Origin of the sequence: Paenibacillus taihuensis, assembly GCF_003386535.1 — a bacterium.
Classification (GTDB): Bacteria; Bacillota; Bacilli; order Paenibacillales; family Paenibacillaceae; genus Paenibacillus_Z; species Paenibacillus_Z taihuensis.
Genome location: NZ_QTTN01000042.1, coordinates 1 through 16080 on the forward strand (window position 1 = coordinate 1; position 16080 = coordinate 16080).

The window sequence follows — 16080 nt, forward strand, 5'->3', positions numbered from 1 at the left end:
CTGCGAACGATTCGATCAATGGATACGCCGAAGACTTCGAATGTGTCTGTGGAAGCAATGGAAACGGGTACGCACCCGGATCCGCGAGCTTCGAGCACTTGGCGTACCAAAATGGGCGAGTCTGATCATGGCGAATTCAAGGCGTGGTGCATGGGAAATGTCCCGAAACACAAACAACGCCCTTCCGACTTCCTATTGGGAAGTGAAAGGGCTGAAGAGTATGCTTTCTCGTTATTTGGAGCTTTGTTAACCTTTTGGAACCGCCGTATGCGGACCCGCATGTACGGTGGTGTGAGAGGACGGAGGCTAGCCGCCTCCTCCTACTCGATTATGTTATGTCAGCGAAGCGGATGCATACCGGCTTGGATACGTGAAGCTCGCTGCCTGTTGGCTGCAGTTTACCCGTCTCGGCATCACGGCTGAACGTGACGATATTGTTGCCATCGCGATTCGCGACAAGCACGAAGCGTCCGTCTGGCGACAAGCCGAAGTTCCGCGGATGACCGCCAAGCGTAGGCACATATTCGATCGGCTCGATGTGACCATCAGACGGATCAACAGAGTAGACAGCAATGCTATCATGTCCACGGTTCGAGCCGTACAGGAACTTGCCGTCCGAAGACAAGTGAATGTCCGCAGTGCCATTTTCCCCATCGAATGATTCAGGCAGCGTGGAGATGGTCTGCACGACCGTGAGTTGTCCTGCTTTACCATCGTATGCATACACCGTTATTGTGCTGTTCAATTCATTAATGCCATAACCGTATGGCAGCTCCGGATGGAAGACGAAATGGCGCGGGCCTGATCCAGGAGTTATGGCGGTCTTATTATGTAACACGAATCGTTGGTTCGTGATGTCTAGCTCATAGACGAATAGCGTATCCATGCCGAGATCGGACACCACAACATAACGGCCGGCGTTGTCGACGATCACCGAATGCGCTCTAGCCTGTGTTTGTGCAGGATGCACGCTGGAACCTTCATGACGCTTAATATCTGCTGTCTCCCCAATGCTGCCATCCTCAAGAATCGGAGAGAGGCTGATCATACCGCCATGATAACTCGCGGTCATAGCAATCCGGTATTCCGCGTCAGTTGTAATATGGCATGTTGTAGCAGGAAGTGTAACGACTTCGTTCAAGCGATTCAAGCTGCCATTCGCAGGGTCGAAACGGTACGCAGCAGCAGCGCCGCATTTTCCACCTTCGGCATTCTTGCCCTCCATAATCGTATAAAGCGTCCGATTCGTTCCGTTCGGGACGAGGAAAGTCGGATTCTGCAGGCCATCCGCTTGACCAATCAGCGTAAGATCGCCAGTTTGTGTGTCATATGCACAAGCATAAATGCCAGGTTCGTTCGCGTTCGCATAGGAGCCGATAAAGGCAAAAGTCGAAGCCATAGTGAAGCACACCCTCCAGATATCGAAATGTATTCGTTCTAAACTAGCATTTTACCATTATTCGCATGAAAAGACACTTGTTGATTGCAAGGTTTGACAATGAGAATCATTATCAACTATTATAGAACAATAACAAATCAATCACTTCTAGTTGATAAGGATGTGGCATGGCCGTATGGTAACTCCATTTAAAGTTGTTTCCGATGTGACCGATTGTCCATCGCCAGATATTTTGTCCATTAGCGCGAGCAGGGATAGCATGTTCGCTGCTGCTTTCGGGAAGGGCATGTTCCGAAAAAGTGCCGACGGGAGATGGACCCCAGCAGATGATGGATTGCCGGACGGTGTCATTGTAAACCGGCTGCAAGTCATTGACGGCTCATTCTTCCTTTGCACGAATAAAGGGTTATTCTTCCACGATTCCAACAGTTGGTTTCTAACCGATATCACGATTCCATGCTACCAAGTCGTCAAGAAAAGCGCCATTCTTGCAGCAGCAACAGAATACGGGATCTGGTTCAAAATCGGTACGCAATGGAAGAGCGTTGCCTATGCAAACAAGGCGATATACGATCTGCTCCTTACTCCCCAGTACTACATACTCGGCACAAGTCAGGGCATTTCCCTCTATGACCGGTATACGGATTCGGCAGCGGATTTCCCTCTCGGAACGGGTGTGACAAGCATGGCGATCGTTCAGAGTCGATTGGTTGGAGCGAGTATGGGCGGAGGGCTGGTTCTGGGGAATCAACGAGGTGGATTCATCGTTAGCGACTTCGAAGATGTGACGATCTATTCCCTCAAGTCGACGGAAACGGGCGTGCATGCTTGTTCGAGCCGGGGACTGTACCGAATTCAGATGCTCGAATCTCAGGTAATTATGCGATCGATGCTGACCGGTTATCCGGTAACCGATCTATCCAGCTGCGGGGACTGCATGTACGTCTCGACTTTGAATTGGGGACTCAAGAAGGTTGTACTCTAGGACAGCTGGCCGTTGCGGTCAGCTGTTTTTTCTACGTACGAGCCGTATACAGCAAAAGGAAAATGGTGGGTACAGTCGACTTGCTACTGCAAAAAAAATAGAAGCAGCCTGCTTAGAAGAAAGCTCGGCTGCTTCTGTTGGACTAGCTACTAACGCGGAATCAAAATCGTACGGGTTGCCTTATGTATAGCATTCAACGATAGGAAGGCAACGAAGTACACCATCAGCGCACAGATGATCGAGTCGACGACGCTCCATACGAGCGAGAGATGCTGGACCGCGGTTAGATAGTCAAACATCCAATGTCCGCTGATCGCCATGAGCAGCATAGAGACAGTGACCATTAGATACGGCTGAATACTCATATAGATTCCGATCGAGCCGGATATGGAGAAGAAGTTGAGCAGCGTTTGCATCACGATTCCAATGCCGATGCCGAAGGTGATGCCGACGATGCCGAATTGGCTGCCAAATACGAATATCGCAATCGCCTTGAATGCCGTAGAGATGATGTAGTTCCAGAGCGTAGCACTCGCCCTGCCAAGTCCGAGTAGAATGGCGTGCATTGGAGCGTCGAAGTAATGGAGGAAGAACATGGGTGCTAAGATTTTGAGCAGCAGTCCTGCTTCGGGCGTCTTGTAGACAAGAGTCGTTAGGGGCGTTGCCCATTCGAACAAAATAACGGTTGCCGGGGCGCCGATCAGCAAGCCTAAACGCATCGCCTGATTCATTCTCTCATGAACGAGTCGATCATTCTTGTTCGCGGCTGCCTCCCCGATGGCGGGAACTAGCGCCGTGGACAATGATTGCGTGATGAAGCTTGGCATGAAGAGAAGCGGGAACGCATATCCCGCCAACATCCCGAACTGCTTCGTGGCCAATGCCGTACTAAGGCCAGCTAAGCCGAGGCTGGTTGCAATGAGCAAGGGCTGGAATGCGCTGTATACCGATTGCACGACGCCTTGACCTGTTGTAGGAAGTCCGATCTGCAGCAGCTCGTTTAAAGTTTGTTTGCCATGCCTTATGTGTCCCGCCCATGTCTCGCCAGGCGCTCTGGCTTCACCGCGCAGCTTGTAGCTAATCGCGAGAAACGACAAGCTGATTGCCTCGCTCACAACTGAAGCTGCCATTGCACCCGCTGCCGCGTAAGCAACCCCATAAGGCAAGAGAAGATGCACCAAGGCAAGGACGCAAGCAATCTGTACCGAATACTCCAGCACATCTGAAGCAGCAATGATCTTCATCTGCTGAATGCCTCGGAAGTACCCTTTCAGCACGGCGGATACTGCGACTATCGGTGCAATTGGGGTAATCGCGAGCATGGCATAATATGCACGCTGGTCGCTCAGCAGGATGGATGCGATCCAATGGGAGCCAAGCAGGGAGAAGGTGGTGAGCGTCACGCTCAAGAAGGTGGTCACCGACAGCGAGACGTACAGAATGCGCCTGACTTTCTCCTTCTCATCGCGTGCGTAAGCTTCCGCGACAAGCTTCGAAATCGCAACAGGCAAGCCGAGCTCCGTAATTGTAATGACGAGCGGCACGAGAGGATGTGCCATCATTAACAAGCCGATTCCTTCCGCGCCTAACACGCGAGCGACATACATCCCGCTAATAAAACCAAGGATCCGGTTGATAAACGCAGCGACAGACAAGGCCATCGTTCCTCTCATGAACGATTCCTTCTTTAGAGCCATCTTGGGACCTCCTGTTCTTCGAATACTTAAATGTATTCATGAACCGGCAAAGCATGCGAACTTGTCTTGTGGGGAACGATGGTAGACGAATAACTATAGCGGAGGAATTTAGATTATGGAAATTAGACGAATTGGGTCACGGCCATCATCAAAAGGTTCAGCCGATTATTTTAAAGGGACAGTTCGTATCGATCCGCTTAATGAAGCGCCAAATCCAGCAAGGGTTGCTGCTGCCAGCGTTACTTTTGAGCCTGGGGCAAGGACAGCGTGGCATACTCATCCACTCGGGCAAACACTCATTGTAACGTTCGGACAAGGACGGGTGCAGCGCGAGGGAGGTCCAATCGAAGAAATTCGTTCAGGAGATGTTGTTTGGTTCCCGCCGGGCGAGAAGCACTGGCATGGAGCTTCGCCAACGACAGCCATGACCCATATTGCCATACAAGAGCGTCTGGATGGTAAAGCGGTCGAATGGATGGAGCATGTAAGCGATTCGGAGTATGAGGGACAATAGGGGAGGAGCACAGCTCTTTCCCTTTTTTGCTTCCGGATGCCGGAAATCTTGTCATAACCTTGATTTGATCTTCTCTTCATCTTAACTTGCTCCCATTATAGTTAGTTCTGCAAGAGCAAATACAGTTGGAAAGAGGTAATTAACATGATTAAGAATAAGGCAAAGTTATTCAGTGCAATCGGTCTTTCTGCAGTACTTTTGGTAGGGGCGGCAAGCGCTTATGCTGCTCAGCAACAACAAGAAGTTCAAGTTCAACAAGTTGGACCAACAACCGACAAAAAACCAACCGCGGCAGAAGTTGATGCTGTATTAAAAGGCGAGCACAAACCTGCAACGATTAAAGTGGAAGGTATGTTCTCAAGTAATGGTAAGCCCGATCCGACTGCTGATTATTTCCTTAATGATGTTAAATTGTTCTCGTTATTGAAGATGAGCGCGCAAGAGTTGAAGGATGAGCTGGCAACAGGAAAGTCTGTCCTTGAGATTGCAGCATCTAGACATGTAACTGAAAAAGAAGTGATTGAGGCAATCTCTGAAACACAGATTGAGGGACAAATTCAGGCTGAAAATAAAGGTGAAGTCCCGAAGAGCAAACGTGACTCCTTGGAAAAGGATATTGCGAAGAAGGTTGCAGCAGTAATCGAGCATAAAACGGAAACGTCATGGAATAAGTAAATTGCCGCACATAGCTGCACAAAAAGACCCTGCTTCACATATGTGATGCGGGGTTGAGTTTTGCCTCGAGCTTGTTAGCTTATTTGTTTTGCTTAGCTGTATTCGAATACATAGTCCGTGTTCGAGAGAACAACGGAGATAACACTGTTCGTATTCAGCGCGTTATCCTGCGAGCTTCCGCGTTCGGTTGCAAATTGGATTTTGCTATAAAGGCAGCCCTGATAGATCGTGAAGAGCGAGATTCCATTAAGAAAGATGTTGGAGTCATTGCCGTAGGATATCTCTCTTGATTGTTGTGGATCTAGCGTAAAAAGCACTGCATCTGCCTGATTGTACACTTCTTCTCCCGCACGCACAAACAGTATCATCTGCAGGGTCGCGTCCGTATTATTGATAAAGAGTTTAGCACCTGCCATAGTCGTCCCCCTCTCAAACTGGGATGCTCTATCATATGCTTGTACAGGAAAAACGGTAGTAAGGCGCCTCAAAAGTATGCCCGAATCCTTTGCGTCGAATGTGCGCGAATGACCGTCCGGAAGGTTCCGACTTTGGTTCCGCTGTTCGCGACTATAATAGATCCGTGATTCGGTATCGAATACCGGATCGTTGTACATCCAAGAAAATGAAGCGTATAATTCAACATATCACTCCAAGATGTGAAAAAGACAAAACAGCGGATTGAGGAGAGAATGTGATGCAAAAAGCAACTTTCGCTGGCGGCTGCTTCTGGTGCATGGTAAGCCCGTTCGAAGAGCAACCAGGAATACATGGTATTTTATCCGGGTATATGGGCGGTACCGTCGAGAACCCTACCTATGAACAAGTAAAGACGGGTACAACGGGGCATCTGGAAGTTGTCCAGATTACGTTTGATCCGGCCATCTTCCCATATGAGAAGCTGCTTGAGCTCTATTGGCCGCAAATAGATCCTACAGACGATGAAGGACAGTATATTGACCGCGGCAGTCAGTATCGTACAGCTATTCTGTATCATAATGAAGAACAACATCAGCTTGCGTTGAAGTCGAAAGAAGAGCTTGCGAATAGCGGGCGGTTCGATAAACCGATCGTAACTGAGATTAAACCACCTGGCATTTTCTATCCTGCAGAGGAATATCACCAAAATTATCACAGCAAAAACCCGAAGGAATATAAGGAAGAGCGGATCAACTCGGGTCGCGATGCTTTTCATGAAGAGCACTGGAAGAAATAGCCTCCGCCATAGAAAGTTAAACTAGCAGGGTACTCCAACCCCTTGCATGAGAAGTCGTAGTTCGTTATAATCACCATAAATCAAGCATTTCCGAAGGAGATCAACCATGAAAACAATCATGCTAAATCAACTTCATCATCACAAAGAGCGTTAGCACACCTTTTTAACAACGGGGTGGGCTAACGCATTTCGCGTTGGCCTCCCTGCGGCATATCAAGCGCGCAGGACCATGGGGTCCGGCGCGTTTTTTATTTTCCGACAATAGAAAGGGGACTAACGATCGTGCAAAATGTGAAAGGAACCTACGATTACTTTGGCAAGGAAAGAGCGATTAGAACGTATGTTCAAGCTGAACTGCAGGACGTATTCGAGCTGTATGATTTCAACGGAATGGATACAACGATCTTAAATGAGCTGGAGCTGTTGACTTCCAAATATGCAGGCGGCGATGAGATTCTCAAAGAAATGTACCAGTTGACGGATCAAGGTAAGCGAAGTCTCGGTCTGCGCTATGACTTAACGTTACCTTTCGCCAAAGTGATTGCGTTAAACCCGAGTATCGAGCTTCCATTCAAAAGATATGAGATGGGCAAAGTATTTCGAGATGGACCCGTCAAACGCGGACGCTTACGCGAGTTTATACAGTGTGATGTGGATGTAGTAGGTGTAGAGGGCCCTGAGGCAGAGGCCGAACTCATGCAATTAGCAACTGAAGTGTTTAGAAGATTGGATATCCCGATCGTTCTAAGGTGGAATAACAGACGCTTCTTAGGAGAAGTTCTTGAAGCAATCGGAATCTCATCGGATAAGAAGCTAACCGTAATGCTGACTCTCGATAAGAAGGAGAAAATTGGAAAAGACGAGATTGAGAATGAGCTAGCGGGCAAGGAACTAGATAGCCGCACAATTAGCTCACTAATGGAGCTGATCGAGATGGATAACCCGACGTTTGAGCAAATCTCGAGTAAATGCGGGGTTCAGCGATCACCAGGCTCGATGGAGGTCATAGCTTTACAGAAGCTAATTCAGGAGTTGGGATTAGGTCAAACTTGCAAATTCGACCCGTTTCTCTCGCGCGGATTATCGTTCTATACCGGAACTGTTTATGAAATCTTCGATGCTACAAATTCGTTTACTTCCAGCTTAGGCGGCGGAGGCAGGTATGATGCCATAATCGGTCAGCTGATTGGCAAAGAGGATATGCAATATCCAACGGTAGGGCTATCATTCGGGATGGAATCATTAATGGAGTTAATTAGCAGCCGGGACAATCTGCAACTCCAGTCTCCTTCGGTAGTTGTTCTACCGATTGGGGACACGATCTCTGAAGCGTTAAAAGTCGCAGCGGAATTAAGAAATGCCGGTATACGGACAAGAGTAGATACGACGAAACGGAAATTAAAAAAATCATTGGCGAGTGCTTCGGCGAAAGGTATTGCATATGTGATCTTGATTGGAGAGAGTGAAGCTCAGGCAGGTAAACTGCGGTTGAAAGATATGAACGAAATGTCGGAAACGGTTGTAGAGGTTGAGGAAGCACTCTATCTCTTGCAGAATAGAATGACGATTTGGACCTAATAAGTAATAACTTGGCAGGAAGCTGTAGCTGTGAAACCACTGCCTATTCTGCACCGTATTAGGGAGCATGCATACTCTAGGAGGGTTTTTAGTATATGTCCATGTTCAAGCGAATGCTCGCGAGCGTCGGTATCGGCGCAGCTCAAGTTGATCTTATGCTTCACGAGGATGTAGTTCGTGCAGGGGATACCGTAAATGGGGTTGTCCGGATTGAAGGCGGCCGCGTCGACCAGGAGGTCGACGACGTTTACGCCTATGTGATGACCCGTTACTTGAAAGAACATAATGATTCGAAGGTTGAACATGACGCGATGATCGCGAAGTTCCCTCTAGCCGGAAAATTCACGGTGCAGGCGGAGCAGGTGTACGAGTTTCCAGTTTCCTTCAAGCTGCCGCCCTGTACGCCGGTATCGATGGGCCACACACCGGTCTGGATTCGGACGGGGCTAGAGATCAAAGAATCGATCGATCCGAAAGATCGTGACTATCTTGAGGTTCTGCCGCATCCTCACGCAGAAGCCGTACTGGAAGCCGTGAAGCTGCTTGGATTCCGCCTTCGTGAAGTGTCCTGTGAACATGCGCCGCATTTTGGACGAATGACCGGCATGCCCTTCGTGCAAGAGTTCGAGTTCGTGCCGACGTCCCAGTTCCGCGGACAGCTTGATGAGCTGGAGATCATCTTCAGCCCAACGGAGAGCGGCATCGAAATGCTGCTCCAAATCGACCGCAAAGCTCGCGGCCTCTCCGGCTTGTTCGCAGACGCGTTCGATACCGACGAGAGCTTCGTCCGTCTACGTCTCGACCGCAGCCAGCTCGCTAATGGCACGAACTATATTGCAGATCAACTGGCAGAGACGATAAGTGAATTTGCGCACTAATACATGATGAGAAGCCTCTCCTGGCAATTTGCAGGAGGGGCTTTTATTTAGCTCATCGAACAAAACCAACGTATTCATCAAACCGCCAAACTCTATCGGTACGCTGTACTCCTCTGTTATGTACAATAATAGTGTAAGCGTTTCCGGTATATTAACCTGAATAGGCGGTGGACAATATGCGATTCTGGTTTAAGAAGAATAAAAAGCCGATCGTTTCAGAAGCAGCGCCAACACCAGCACCACTTGAAACAAACGAGGTACAACCCGATACTAAGCCGAGCGATATGCCAGCAACGGATACCGCGGTACCATCCAGACAATATTGGAACTCAGGCATGTCCGCACAGGATTGGATCAGCGAAATGTATCGAGAGCAGGAACGGAAAGGGGCTTTTGAGCATCTGGCCGGTAAAGGCAAGCCGCTTCACGTCTCATCAGGCGATATGATGAATAGTATCCTTAAAGAGTCGAATTTCTTGCCGCCCTGGCTCACGCTGCAGCATGAAATCCGAGATCAATTACAGCGGCTTCTCGAAACGGGATCCGCAGCTATTTCGGAATCTGAACTGGGCGATATTAACGAGAAAATTAACAAGTACAACAGCATGGTGCCTAGCCCGGTGCTGCAGAAGTGGAAGCTAACTCGAGAGAATTGGCGGCAGCAAATCGAACGTTGGAAATCGTAAAGGCTCCAGCCGAATCCATATGCATTCATGTAAATGGGCTTGATCAGCTGTTTCACGACTGTTCGGTGCTGGTTAAGGTAATGGAAACAGGGGAAAATACTTCCCCGGAACGAAGAGGTGAATCACGATGAATGCTACTTTGATTGTCGTTGGTGTCTCTGTGTTCTTGGTTTTAGTGATCCTTATTGCCCGCACAAGCCGCTACAGAACAGTTCTGACCGCACCTGGAAGTCAAGCGGAAGAATTACAGAATAAGCATGCTTATCTACACGGCCGCGGCATCCGGTCCCGTATTCGCGAAGAGGGCGCTCAGCCGACAGCTGGCATCGCAGCCGGTACGATGCACACATCGCCTAACTATTCCGCCGTACAGCTGCAGGTTCACAAGGAAGATGTGGAGCAGGCCAAACAAGCGCTCGAAGATTACACGCTTGAGCTTCATACTTCACATTCTCCATTATTATAGAGTCAGCAAAATTTATATTTCGTTCTATACAGAAAGGCTGAGCCTAAGCGGTTCAGCCTTTTTGCATGTAATGTCGGTATATCAAAAGTTGGAAGTCGTTTTACTAGTAAGCAGCACGCACCCTTGTCCAATACAATAGGAATGAAGCTGAAGAAGAGCGAATGGGAGGGCAACCGGATGGGAAATGTTTATTATAAAATCAGCGAAGTAACGGATTTCGGTCCATACGTAACCAAGCTTGTGCTGCCGTTGAAAGCAAGCGTAACCGCTGAAGCGGTGAAGGCCAATTGTTTCAGTGTCTATGTGGAGCGCAAAGATAATCGGGGAGAAGTTCATCTCCTGCCGAAGAGCTGGTTTGAGCGTGATGAGAAGATACCGAGCAAAGGCTACTGCTTGGTGAAAGAAGCTTATCCATCATGCCGGAATGGCGTGCGAAGCGAGCGAGGAGATTACATTACCTTGGAATTGAAAGCCGAGCCGCTCGGATTGTCCGCCGAAGTTGCTGCTCCGAACATGATGAACGAGTTTGTCTTCAGCGATTACAGGGTCACACAGGTTGCGGAAATAGCTGCTAAGGGCGAAATGCTGAGCGGACTCGTATTCGACTTATGCGCAGGGAATACGACGAAGCAAACCGAAGGCTTTCTTCATGGCATCTCATCCAACGCAGAAGAACCTCTCAAGTATGGATATTTCGTGCCCCAGACCGGGAGAGGCAAGTATCCGCTGATCATCTGGCTGCACGGAGGAGGAGAGGGCGGTCAGGATCCGGCAATTGCCTACGCGGGTAACAAGGTCGTGAACTTGGCAAGCGAGGATATTCAGTCTAAATTTGGCGGAGCTTTCCTTTTCGTTCCCCAAGCCCCAACTTTCTGGTTGGACGATGGCAGCGGAGAATACGGCAGGTCGGGAAAATCCATGTACGTGAAAGCATTAAAGGCTGCGATTGATGAGTTCATCGTCCGTAATGATGTGGCGATTGACAGGAACCGGATCTATCTCGGGGGCTGTTCGAATGGCGGATTTATGACGATGCGGATGTTGATCGATTACCCGGATTTCTTCACGGCGGCATATCCGGTATGCGAGGCTCTCTATGATGAAACTATCAGCGACGAAGACATTAATGCGATTAAACAGATACCGATCTGGTTCACACATGCCAAGGATGATACCATCGTGGTACCGGAAGAGACGGTGGTCCCGACTTATAAACGTTTGATCGAGGCTGGTGCTCGGAACGTGCACTTCTCCTACTTTGACAACGTGGTCGATTTGCATGGCTTGTTTACGGAAGAAGGCGAAAAACCCTATGTCTACCATGGTCATTTCACATGGATCTATGCGTTGAACGATGATTGTCGCCTGGATTATGATGGTAAACCGGTTGTCGAAGAAGGCAAGGAAGTCACGCTGATGTCGTGGCTAGCACGGCAAAGCAAGTAAAAAATGCCGTTCGCTCCCTTAATGTGGGAGTGAACGGCATTTCTCCTATCATTCAACGATTCGAGATCAAGCTGCATCACAATTATTTCGCGAACTCCGACTGTAATTGCAGCTCCAATCGATTGATGAATGCGAAATTCGTTGCTGCGGTAGCTGCATTTCAAGCGCCAATCATTATGATGAGCCAGAATCGGCAAAATGCCCGGGATAAGCACGAATCGGTGATCGACTTCGCCATTAACTATAAAGCCGAACAAGAAATCGAGGATATGCAAAATCATCTGCACCGTATTGAGGCGAACGGTGTCAGCAACAAGGAACAGTTTAATGATGAACTAGTTCAGATAAAGCAGGTGCTTACTTCGATTGAAGCGAGACTGGCAGCTATGCAGCGGAATTCTGAACGCTAGAACGGCAGCATGAATGGAGCAGAAATCATTGAGTTGCACGGATTTTTTTTGTGTTCATGCACAATCCGGATGCGCTAATGAGAGCGCGGGTGGACATGGTGTTTCATGTGCATGGCAAAGACGCGACGATTGCTTGGGATATCGTTCGAGAATACGGCATACGCGGACCAAACCGTTGTGTTTGGGACCGCACGCCGGGATTCGGCGACACGAACTGGTCGGATATTATAACGATTCTGATGCAAGCGAATTATCAAGGAACAATTGATATCGAAGGCTGGCATGACCCGGTCTATAAGGACGAGCTGGAAATGACCGGCCAAGTCCATGCGCTGCACTACTTGAAACGCTGCCGGGGCGGCGCTTTCGTGCCTAATCCGATTGTTTGAATTCCATTCAAGATCTAGGAATGGAGAGTCAATTACGATTCTAGAGTAACTCTACAAAATTTAGGGACTTGACGTATCCGCTCAGCTCTTATATTCTTACATAATGCTATGGGGCACGCCATTTCTGGCGTGCTTCTTCATTTATGAAGAAGAATAGGGGGGATTGTCATGGCCGCGAAGAGCAATCAGTCCGTAGTTGGACTGGCGCTGCTGCTGGGCTTATTTTCGACACTTGGACCATTTACGATTGATATGTATTTACCGGCATTCCCGGAGATCGTCAAACAGTTTCATTCCACGGCATCACTCGTCCAGTTTAGTTTGACGGCTTGTCTGCTTGGACTTGGCGTAGGCCAGCTGGTGATGGGCTCGCTAAGCGACGTATATGGAAGACGAAATCCACTGCTAATATCGATGGCATTTTATGTTGCCTCATCGTTAGCATGCGCATTTGCACCAAATATCGGACTATTAATTACATTCCGGTTTATCCAGGGTTTTGCAGCATCAGCAGGTATCGTTATCTCGCGTGCGATTGCACGTGACTTGTATAGCGGTAATGAGCTGACAAAATTCTTCTCGTTGTTAGTGCTTGTGGGCAATTTGGGACCTCTTGCAGCTCCGGTTGCAGGAAGCGGCGTACTGTCCATTACGTCTTGGATTGGCGTCTTTATCGCGCTCGCACTGCTCGGAACGTTCCTGTTATCGATGACCAAGATGCGTCTTCGGGAAACGCTGCCTTTGGAGCGTCGCAGTCCTATGGATTTCGGACATCAGATCCGCAACTATGGAATGCTCTTGCGGGATCGTCATTTTCTAGGATGCATGCTGGCTCAGGGCATTATGATCGCCGGTGTCTTCGCTTACGTTTCGGGAACGCCATTCATTTATCAAAATATATATGGCGTCAGCCCGACAGTATTTGCTCTCTTGTTCGGTTCGAACGGGATCAGCCTAATCATCGGTTCGCAAATCGTCGGACGGTTGTCACATCGTGTATCCGAGCAAGCGTTACTCTTATTCGGCTTAGCCCTTGCTTTGCTAGCTAGCGTCGCTGTATTGGTGGTAGCTACCGTTCATGGACCGCTTTTCTCACTAGTCATTCCATTGTTCTTCTTTGTGTCTGCAATCGGCATTACATCCACGGCTGCATTTCCGCTGGCGATGGAAGGTCAAGCGAACATGGCGGGGAGCGCGGCTGCGTTGCTTGGTGTTGTTCCTTTCCTTCTTGGTGCAGTTGTCGCTCCGTTGGTTGGCATCGCAGGTGAAGACACAGCAGTTCCGCTTGGCGTCATCATACTCGTGTCGAGCACCACTGCAATTCTCGCTTACTTCTTCCTCGGAAGATCCGGACACGCATCGAAAACGAATGACCAGAAAGCCGCGTAAATCGCGGCTTTTTTTTGTGCATTTGAGGGAAAAGCAATCGAAAATTTCATATGTAAAGGTGGCTCGAGCTTGGGTCCTTGCATATATATAAGAAAACCTTGAAGGGGTGGGTGAATGCCATGAGATATACGGTTCAGTATATCCCCCTTAAGAAGATTAAACCCGGACTATCGACGCAGATTACCAATCGAATCAAGGAACTGAAACGGACCGCGCAGGATTGCATGCAGCTCATGATTGTTCGGAAGAACAAGAAAGCTGGCGGCTACGTTATAGTAAGTGGCAGCAGCCATTATGATTATCTAACGAAGCATACGAGGAAAACAGCCGCGCCTTGTCTTGTTGACGAGTCTAAAGCGTCAGCCAAGTTGGATTCGTTCATGCATCGTATACGAAAGAGGAATTTGCCGTATGAGGTTCCGTATATGAAGCGAGAACGAACGCCAGCAAGCAGCTGGGCGATTATCCGGCGTTTCTTGAAGGAGGAGCCTCAGTTCAAGAGCCTATCTCGCAGGCAGCAGCTGCAGGTGCTTCGGCTGGGACTTCGATATAAGCGAACAACGGTGTCTGCGATGAAGGACATGGTCCACAAACATGTAAACAACAAGAGATAGATGGAGCTGTAGAAAGCCGCGAAACCCGCGACTTTTTCTGCTTTATATAGGGTGACGTTACCGGCTGCTCGCTTTGCGCGGCAAGCGAAACGGAGATTCCTTGTGAAACACCGTAAGCTGATTCGCGGTTCGCTCATCGTGGAAACCAAAAATGGATATCATATCTATTGGGCAATCAAGAATGGAGCGCTCAGCCGGTTCGTGCCTATACAGCAAGCGCTTGTCCGCAAATTCAACTCTGATCCCAAAATCACGGATCTTGCCCGCGTCATGCGTGTACCCGGCTTCTACCACCGGAAGAATCCGTCAAGCCCTTACCTTGTTCGTGTAAAGCGTTGGGGGAGGAAACGGCCATTCACGCAGGCCGAGCTCATCAGGCGATTAACTTTATCGTTATAAGGTGCCGCGATATTCGCGGCTTTTTTTATTTGCAATGCAGCGGATTTCGAACTCAGGCCGTCTAATAGGGTGGAGGTGATCACGTGAAGCCGGCCGGCTTAAGACACAAAGATGAATTCGCGAAAGACCCTGCGCAAGCGCTCGAGCAGCTCATGGACGCATTCGGCTCGATTGTCATCCGAACCGCTTATTTCTATACAGGCGATGCCCATCTCGCTGAGGATATTAGCCAAGAGGTCTTCCTACGTGTGTACCGCAAGTGGACGACTTTCCGCGGCGATAGCGCCGTTAAGACATGGATGACAACAATCACGGTTAATGTATGCCGCGATAAGATTGGCGTTCGTATGTTTACGGAGCAACCGACCGAGCCAAGTAAGCTCGAGCTGGGCCGTACGATCAGCGTGGAAGAAGAGGCGCTCGAGCGGCTTGCGAAGAGCGAAGTGCTGCAGCATGTGCTTCGCCTTCCATTACTGTATCAGGAAGCATTGTACTTGTATTATTACGCGGACCTCGGAATCCGAGAGATATCTGAAGCAACGAACACACCGGAAGGAACCGTGCGGGGCAGACTGCATCGGGCGAGAGAAATGCTTGCCCGCGAGATCGATAAGGAGGGTACCTTGCATGATAGATAGAGATCATAAGCTTCGTGAGCAGTTGGGAAAGGAAATAGACGAGATTTTATTTGTGAAATTGGAAATGGGGGAATCATTGATGCAGAAAATCCGTCAAGAAGCAGCATTGGAGAAGCCAGTGCGCCGCAAATGGGAAGCTGCCAAGTCATGGAAGATAGCAGCTGCGGGGATTGTGGCTGCAGTCTTAATTGCGATTGCCGTTCCGCTGTTAGGACAGCCGAGCTCTCAGACTCCTGTCGGCAATACAACGGAGAACGTGCAGCCCGGACAGTCGAACGATGGTGCAGTTGGATCAGAAGTGAGCCATTTGAAGACAACTACGCTTCGTTCTGTTGAAGAAGCAAAGACGGCTTTTGGCGAAGGCTTGCGGCTTCCAGCCGTCATTCCGGATGGGTACACCTTGACGGAGATGGAAGCTGTGGGGATGCCGGGTCAACCGGCGCGAGATATCCTGTTCACATACAATTTAGGTGAGCAAACTGTAGTATTCTCGGCGAGCCGCATGGAGACGGCTTATCCACCCGAGCTGTTCACGAAGACGAAGGTTGGCAATGTGGAAGGAGTCGAATTCGAACAACCGAATATGACGGAGTTATATTGGACCGTCGACGATGTCCATTATGGCATCATTGGGCCTATCTCGGGTGATGAAGCGATGAAGATGGCGGAGTCGGCAGCGCTATAAAATATTGCGATTTTAATTT

At 49.1% G+C, this 16080-nt stretch carries 20 protein-coding genes; 17 read left to right on the forward strand and 3 right to left on the reverse strand.

The genetic code is table 11. The features are described from left to right. On the forward strand, nucleotides 1-250 hold a 250-nt coding region (locus A8990_RS31875), incomplete at its 5' end, for a group II intron maturase-specific domain-containing protein (protein ID WP_342772946.1). A 78-nt stretch (nucleotides 251-328) separates the two neighbouring features. Here A8990_RS31875 and A8990_RS25455 read toward each other — a convergent pair. Next, nucleotides 329-1399 carry a lactonase family protein gene (locus tag A8990_RS25455; protein ID WP_116191854.1) on the reverse strand — a complete coding sequence of 357 codons (1071 nt, stop codon included), beginning with the start codon at nucleotides 1397-1399 and terminating at the stop codon, nucleotides 329-331. Between the two features lie 175 nt (nucleotides 1400-1574). Between A8990_RS25455 and A8990_RS25460 the strand changes: the two genes are divergently transcribed. Then, nucleotides 1575-2384 carry a hypothetical protein gene (locus A8990_RS25460; protein ID WP_147306866.1) on the forward strand — a complete coding sequence of 270 codons (810 nt, stop codon included), beginning with the start codon at nucleotides 1575-1577 and terminating at the stop codon, nucleotides 2382-2384. 149 nt (nucleotides 2385-2533) lie between these two features. Here A8990_RS25460 and spoVB read toward each other — a convergent pair whose 3' ends face one another. Further along, the gene (gene spoVB / locus A8990_RS25465; protein WP_116191856.1) at nucleotides 2534-4081 is read right to left on the reverse strand and encodes a stage V sporulation protein B; all 1548 of its coding nucleotides are present in this window, start codon (nucleotides 4079-4081) and stop codon (nucleotides 2534-2536) included. 115 nt (nucleotides 4082-4196) lie between these two features. Here spoVB and A8990_RS25470 point away from each other — a divergent pair, with 115 nt between their 5' ends. After that, nucleotides 4197-4595 carry a (R)-mandelonitrile lyase gene (locus A8990_RS25470; protein ID WP_116191857.1) on the forward strand — a complete coding sequence of 133 codons (399 nt, stop codon included), beginning with the start codon at nucleotides 4197-4199 and terminating at the stop codon, nucleotides 4593-4595. Between the two features lie 144 nt (nucleotides 4596-4739). After that, the gene (locus A8990_RS25475; protein WP_116191858.1) at nucleotides 4740-5270 is read left to right on the forward strand and encodes a hypothetical protein; all 531 of its coding nucleotides are present in this window, start codon (nucleotides 4740-4742) and stop codon (nucleotides 5268-5270) included. A 92-nt stretch (nucleotides 5271-5362) separates the two neighbouring features. Here A8990_RS25475 and A8990_RS25480 read toward each other — a convergent pair whose 3' ends face one another. Continuing rightward, on the reverse strand, nucleotides 5363-5686 hold the full coding sequence (locus tag A8990_RS25480) for a hypothetical protein (protein WP_116191859.1): 324 nt from the start codon (nucleotides 5684-5686) through the stop codon (nucleotides 5363-5365). Between the two features lie 278 nt (nucleotides 5687-5964). On the opposite strand from A8990_RS25480, the gene msrA reads away from it, so the two are divergent. The 13 genes from msrA to A8990_RS25545 all read left to right on the forward strand — a co-directional run bounded on the left by msrA (nucleotide 5965) and on the right by A8990_RS25545 (nucleotide 16061). Beyond that, a complete protein-coding gene (gene msrA, locus A8990_RS25485; RefSeq protein ID WP_116191860.1) occupies nucleotides 5965-6483 on the forward strand; it encodes a peptide-methionine (S)-S-oxide reductase MsrA in 519 nt (172 codons plus the stop codon). 282 nt (nucleotides 6484-6765) lie between these two features. Then, on the forward strand, nucleotides 6766-8061 hold the full coding sequence (locus A8990_RS25490; protein WP_116191861.1) for a histidine--tRNA ligase: 1296 nt from the start codon (nucleotides 6766-6768) through the stop codon (nucleotides 8059-8061). Nucleotides 8062-8156: 95 nt separating this feature from the next. Next, nucleotides 8157-8939, forward strand: coding sequence for a sporulation protein (locus tag A8990_RS25495; RefSeq protein WP_116191862.1), 783 nt, complete (start codon nucleotides 8157-8159; stop codon nucleotides 8937-8939). Between the two features lie 176 nt (nucleotides 8940-9115). After that, on the forward strand, nucleotides 9116-9625 hold the full coding sequence (locus A8990_RS25500; protein ID WP_116191863.1) for a DnaJ family domain-containing protein: 510 nt from the start codon (nucleotides 9116-9118) through the stop codon (nucleotides 9623-9625). 127 nt (nucleotides 9626-9752) lie between these two features. Next, entirely contained in the window at nucleotides 9753-10091 is a 339-nt protein-coding gene (locus A8990_RS25505) for a hypothetical protein (protein WP_116191864.1), read from the forward strand. A gap of 123 nt (nucleotides 10092-10214) precedes the next feature. Further along, complete coding sequence (locus A8990_RS25510) at nucleotides 10215-11537, forward strand: prolyl oligopeptidase family serine peptidase (RefSeq protein ID WP_245996214.1); 1323 nt, start codon at nucleotides 10215-10217, stop codon at nucleotides 11535-11537. Further along, the gene (locus A8990_RS32315) at nucleotides 11513-11947 is read left to right on the forward strand and encodes a DUF1003 domain-containing protein (protein ID WP_245996215.1); all 435 of its coding nucleotides are present in this window, start codon (nucleotides 11513-11515) and stop codon (nucleotides 11945-11947) included. The genes A8990_RS25510 and A8990_RS32315 overlap by 25 nt, the downstream gene beginning before the upstream one ends. A gap of 95 nt (nucleotides 11948-12042) precedes the next feature. Continuing rightward, nucleotides 12043-12336, forward strand: a complete 294-nt coding sequence (locus tag A8990_RS25520) for a hypothetical protein (RefSeq protein WP_245996216.1) — start codon at nucleotides 12043-12045, stop codon at nucleotides 12334-12336. 168 nt (nucleotides 12337-12504) lie between these two features. Beyond that, nucleotides 12505-13725: a multidrug effflux MFS transporter gene (locus A8990_RS25525; RefSeq protein WP_116191866.1), complete on the forward strand. Its 1221-nt coding sequence runs from the start codon at nucleotides 12505-12507 to the stop codon at nucleotides 13723-13725. A gap of 119 nt (nucleotides 13726-13844) precedes the next feature. Further along, complete coding sequence (locus A8990_RS25530; RefSeq protein WP_116191867.1) at nucleotides 13845-14339, forward strand: hypothetical protein; 495 nt, start codon at nucleotides 13845-13847, stop codon at nucleotides 14337-14339. A gap of 102 nt (nucleotides 14340-14441) precedes the next feature. After that, complete coding sequence (locus A8990_RS25535) at nucleotides 14442-14738, forward strand: DNA-primase RepB domain-containing protein (RefSeq protein ID WP_181909779.1); 297 nt, start codon at nucleotides 14442-14444, stop codon at nucleotides 14736-14738. Nucleotides 14739-14821: 83 nt separating this feature from the next. Then, nucleotides 14822-15376 (forward strand): sigma-70 family RNA polymerase sigma factor, encoded by a 555-nt coding sequence (locus A8990_RS25540; RefSeq protein ID WP_245996217.1) that lies wholly within the window; start codon nucleotides 14822-14824, stop codon nucleotides 15374-15376. After that, nucleotides 15366-16061: a DUF4367 domain-containing protein gene (locus A8990_RS25545; RefSeq protein WP_116191869.1), complete on the forward strand. Its 696-nt coding sequence runs from the start codon at nucleotides 15366-15368 to the stop codon at nucleotides 16059-16061. The genes A8990_RS25540 and A8990_RS25545 overlap by 11 nt, the downstream gene beginning before the upstream one ends. Nucleotides 16062-16080: the final 19 nt, after the last annotated feature.

Coding starts and splice junctions, on each gene's coding strand:
- A8990_RS25455 (WP_116191854.1), bottom strand. CDS start 1,399: ATGGCTTCGACTTTTGCCTTTATCGGCTCCTATGCGAACGCGAACGAA.
- A8990_RS25460 (WP_147306866.1), top strand. CDS start 1,575: ATGGTAACTCCATTTAAAGTTGTTTCCGATGTGACCGATTGTCCATCG.
- spoVB (WP_116191856.1), bottom strand. CDS start 4,081: ATGGCTCTAAAGAAGGAATCGTTCATGAGAGGAACGATGGCCTTGTCT.
- A8990_RS25470 (WP_116191857.1), top strand. CDS start 4,197: ATGGAAATTAGACGAATTGGGTCACGGCCATCATCAAAAGGTTCAGCC.
- A8990_RS25475 (WP_116191858.1), top strand. CDS start 4,740: ATGATTAAGAATAAGGCAAAGTTATTCAGTGCAATCGGTCTTTCTGCA.
- A8990_RS25480 (WP_116191859.1), bottom strand. CDS start 5,686: ATGGCAGGTGCTAAACTCTTTATCAATAATACGGACGCGACCCTGCAG.
- msrA (WP_116191860.1), top strand. CDS start 5,965: ATGCAAAAAGCAACTTTCGCTGGCGGCTGCTTCTGGTGCATGGTAAGC.
- A8990_RS25495 (WP_116191862.1), top strand. CDS start 8,157: ATGTCCATGTTCAAGCGAATGCTCGCGAGCGTCGGTATCGGCGCAGCT.
- A8990_RS25500 (WP_116191863.1), top strand. CDS start 9,116: ATGCGATTCTGGTTTAAGAAGAATAAAAAGCCGATCGTTTCAGAAGCA.
- A8990_RS25505 (WP_116191864.1), top strand. CDS start 9,753: ATGAATGCTACTTTGATTGTCGTTGGTGTCTCTGTGTTCTTGGTTTTA.
- A8990_RS25520 (WP_245996216.1), top strand. CDS start 12,043: ATGGTGTTTCATGTGCATGGCAAAGACGCGACGATTGCTTGGGATATC.
- A8990_RS25525 (WP_116191866.1), top strand. CDS start 12,505: ATGGCCGCGAAGAGCAATCAGTCCGTAGTTGGACTGGCGCTGCTGCTG.
- A8990_RS25530 (WP_116191867.1), top strand. CDS start 13,845: ATGAGATATACGGTTCAGTATATCCCCCTTAAGAAGATTAAACCCGGA.
- A8990_RS25545 (WP_116191869.1), top strand. CDS start 15,366: ATGATAGATAGAGATCATAAGCTTCGTGAGCAGTTGGGAAAGGAAATA.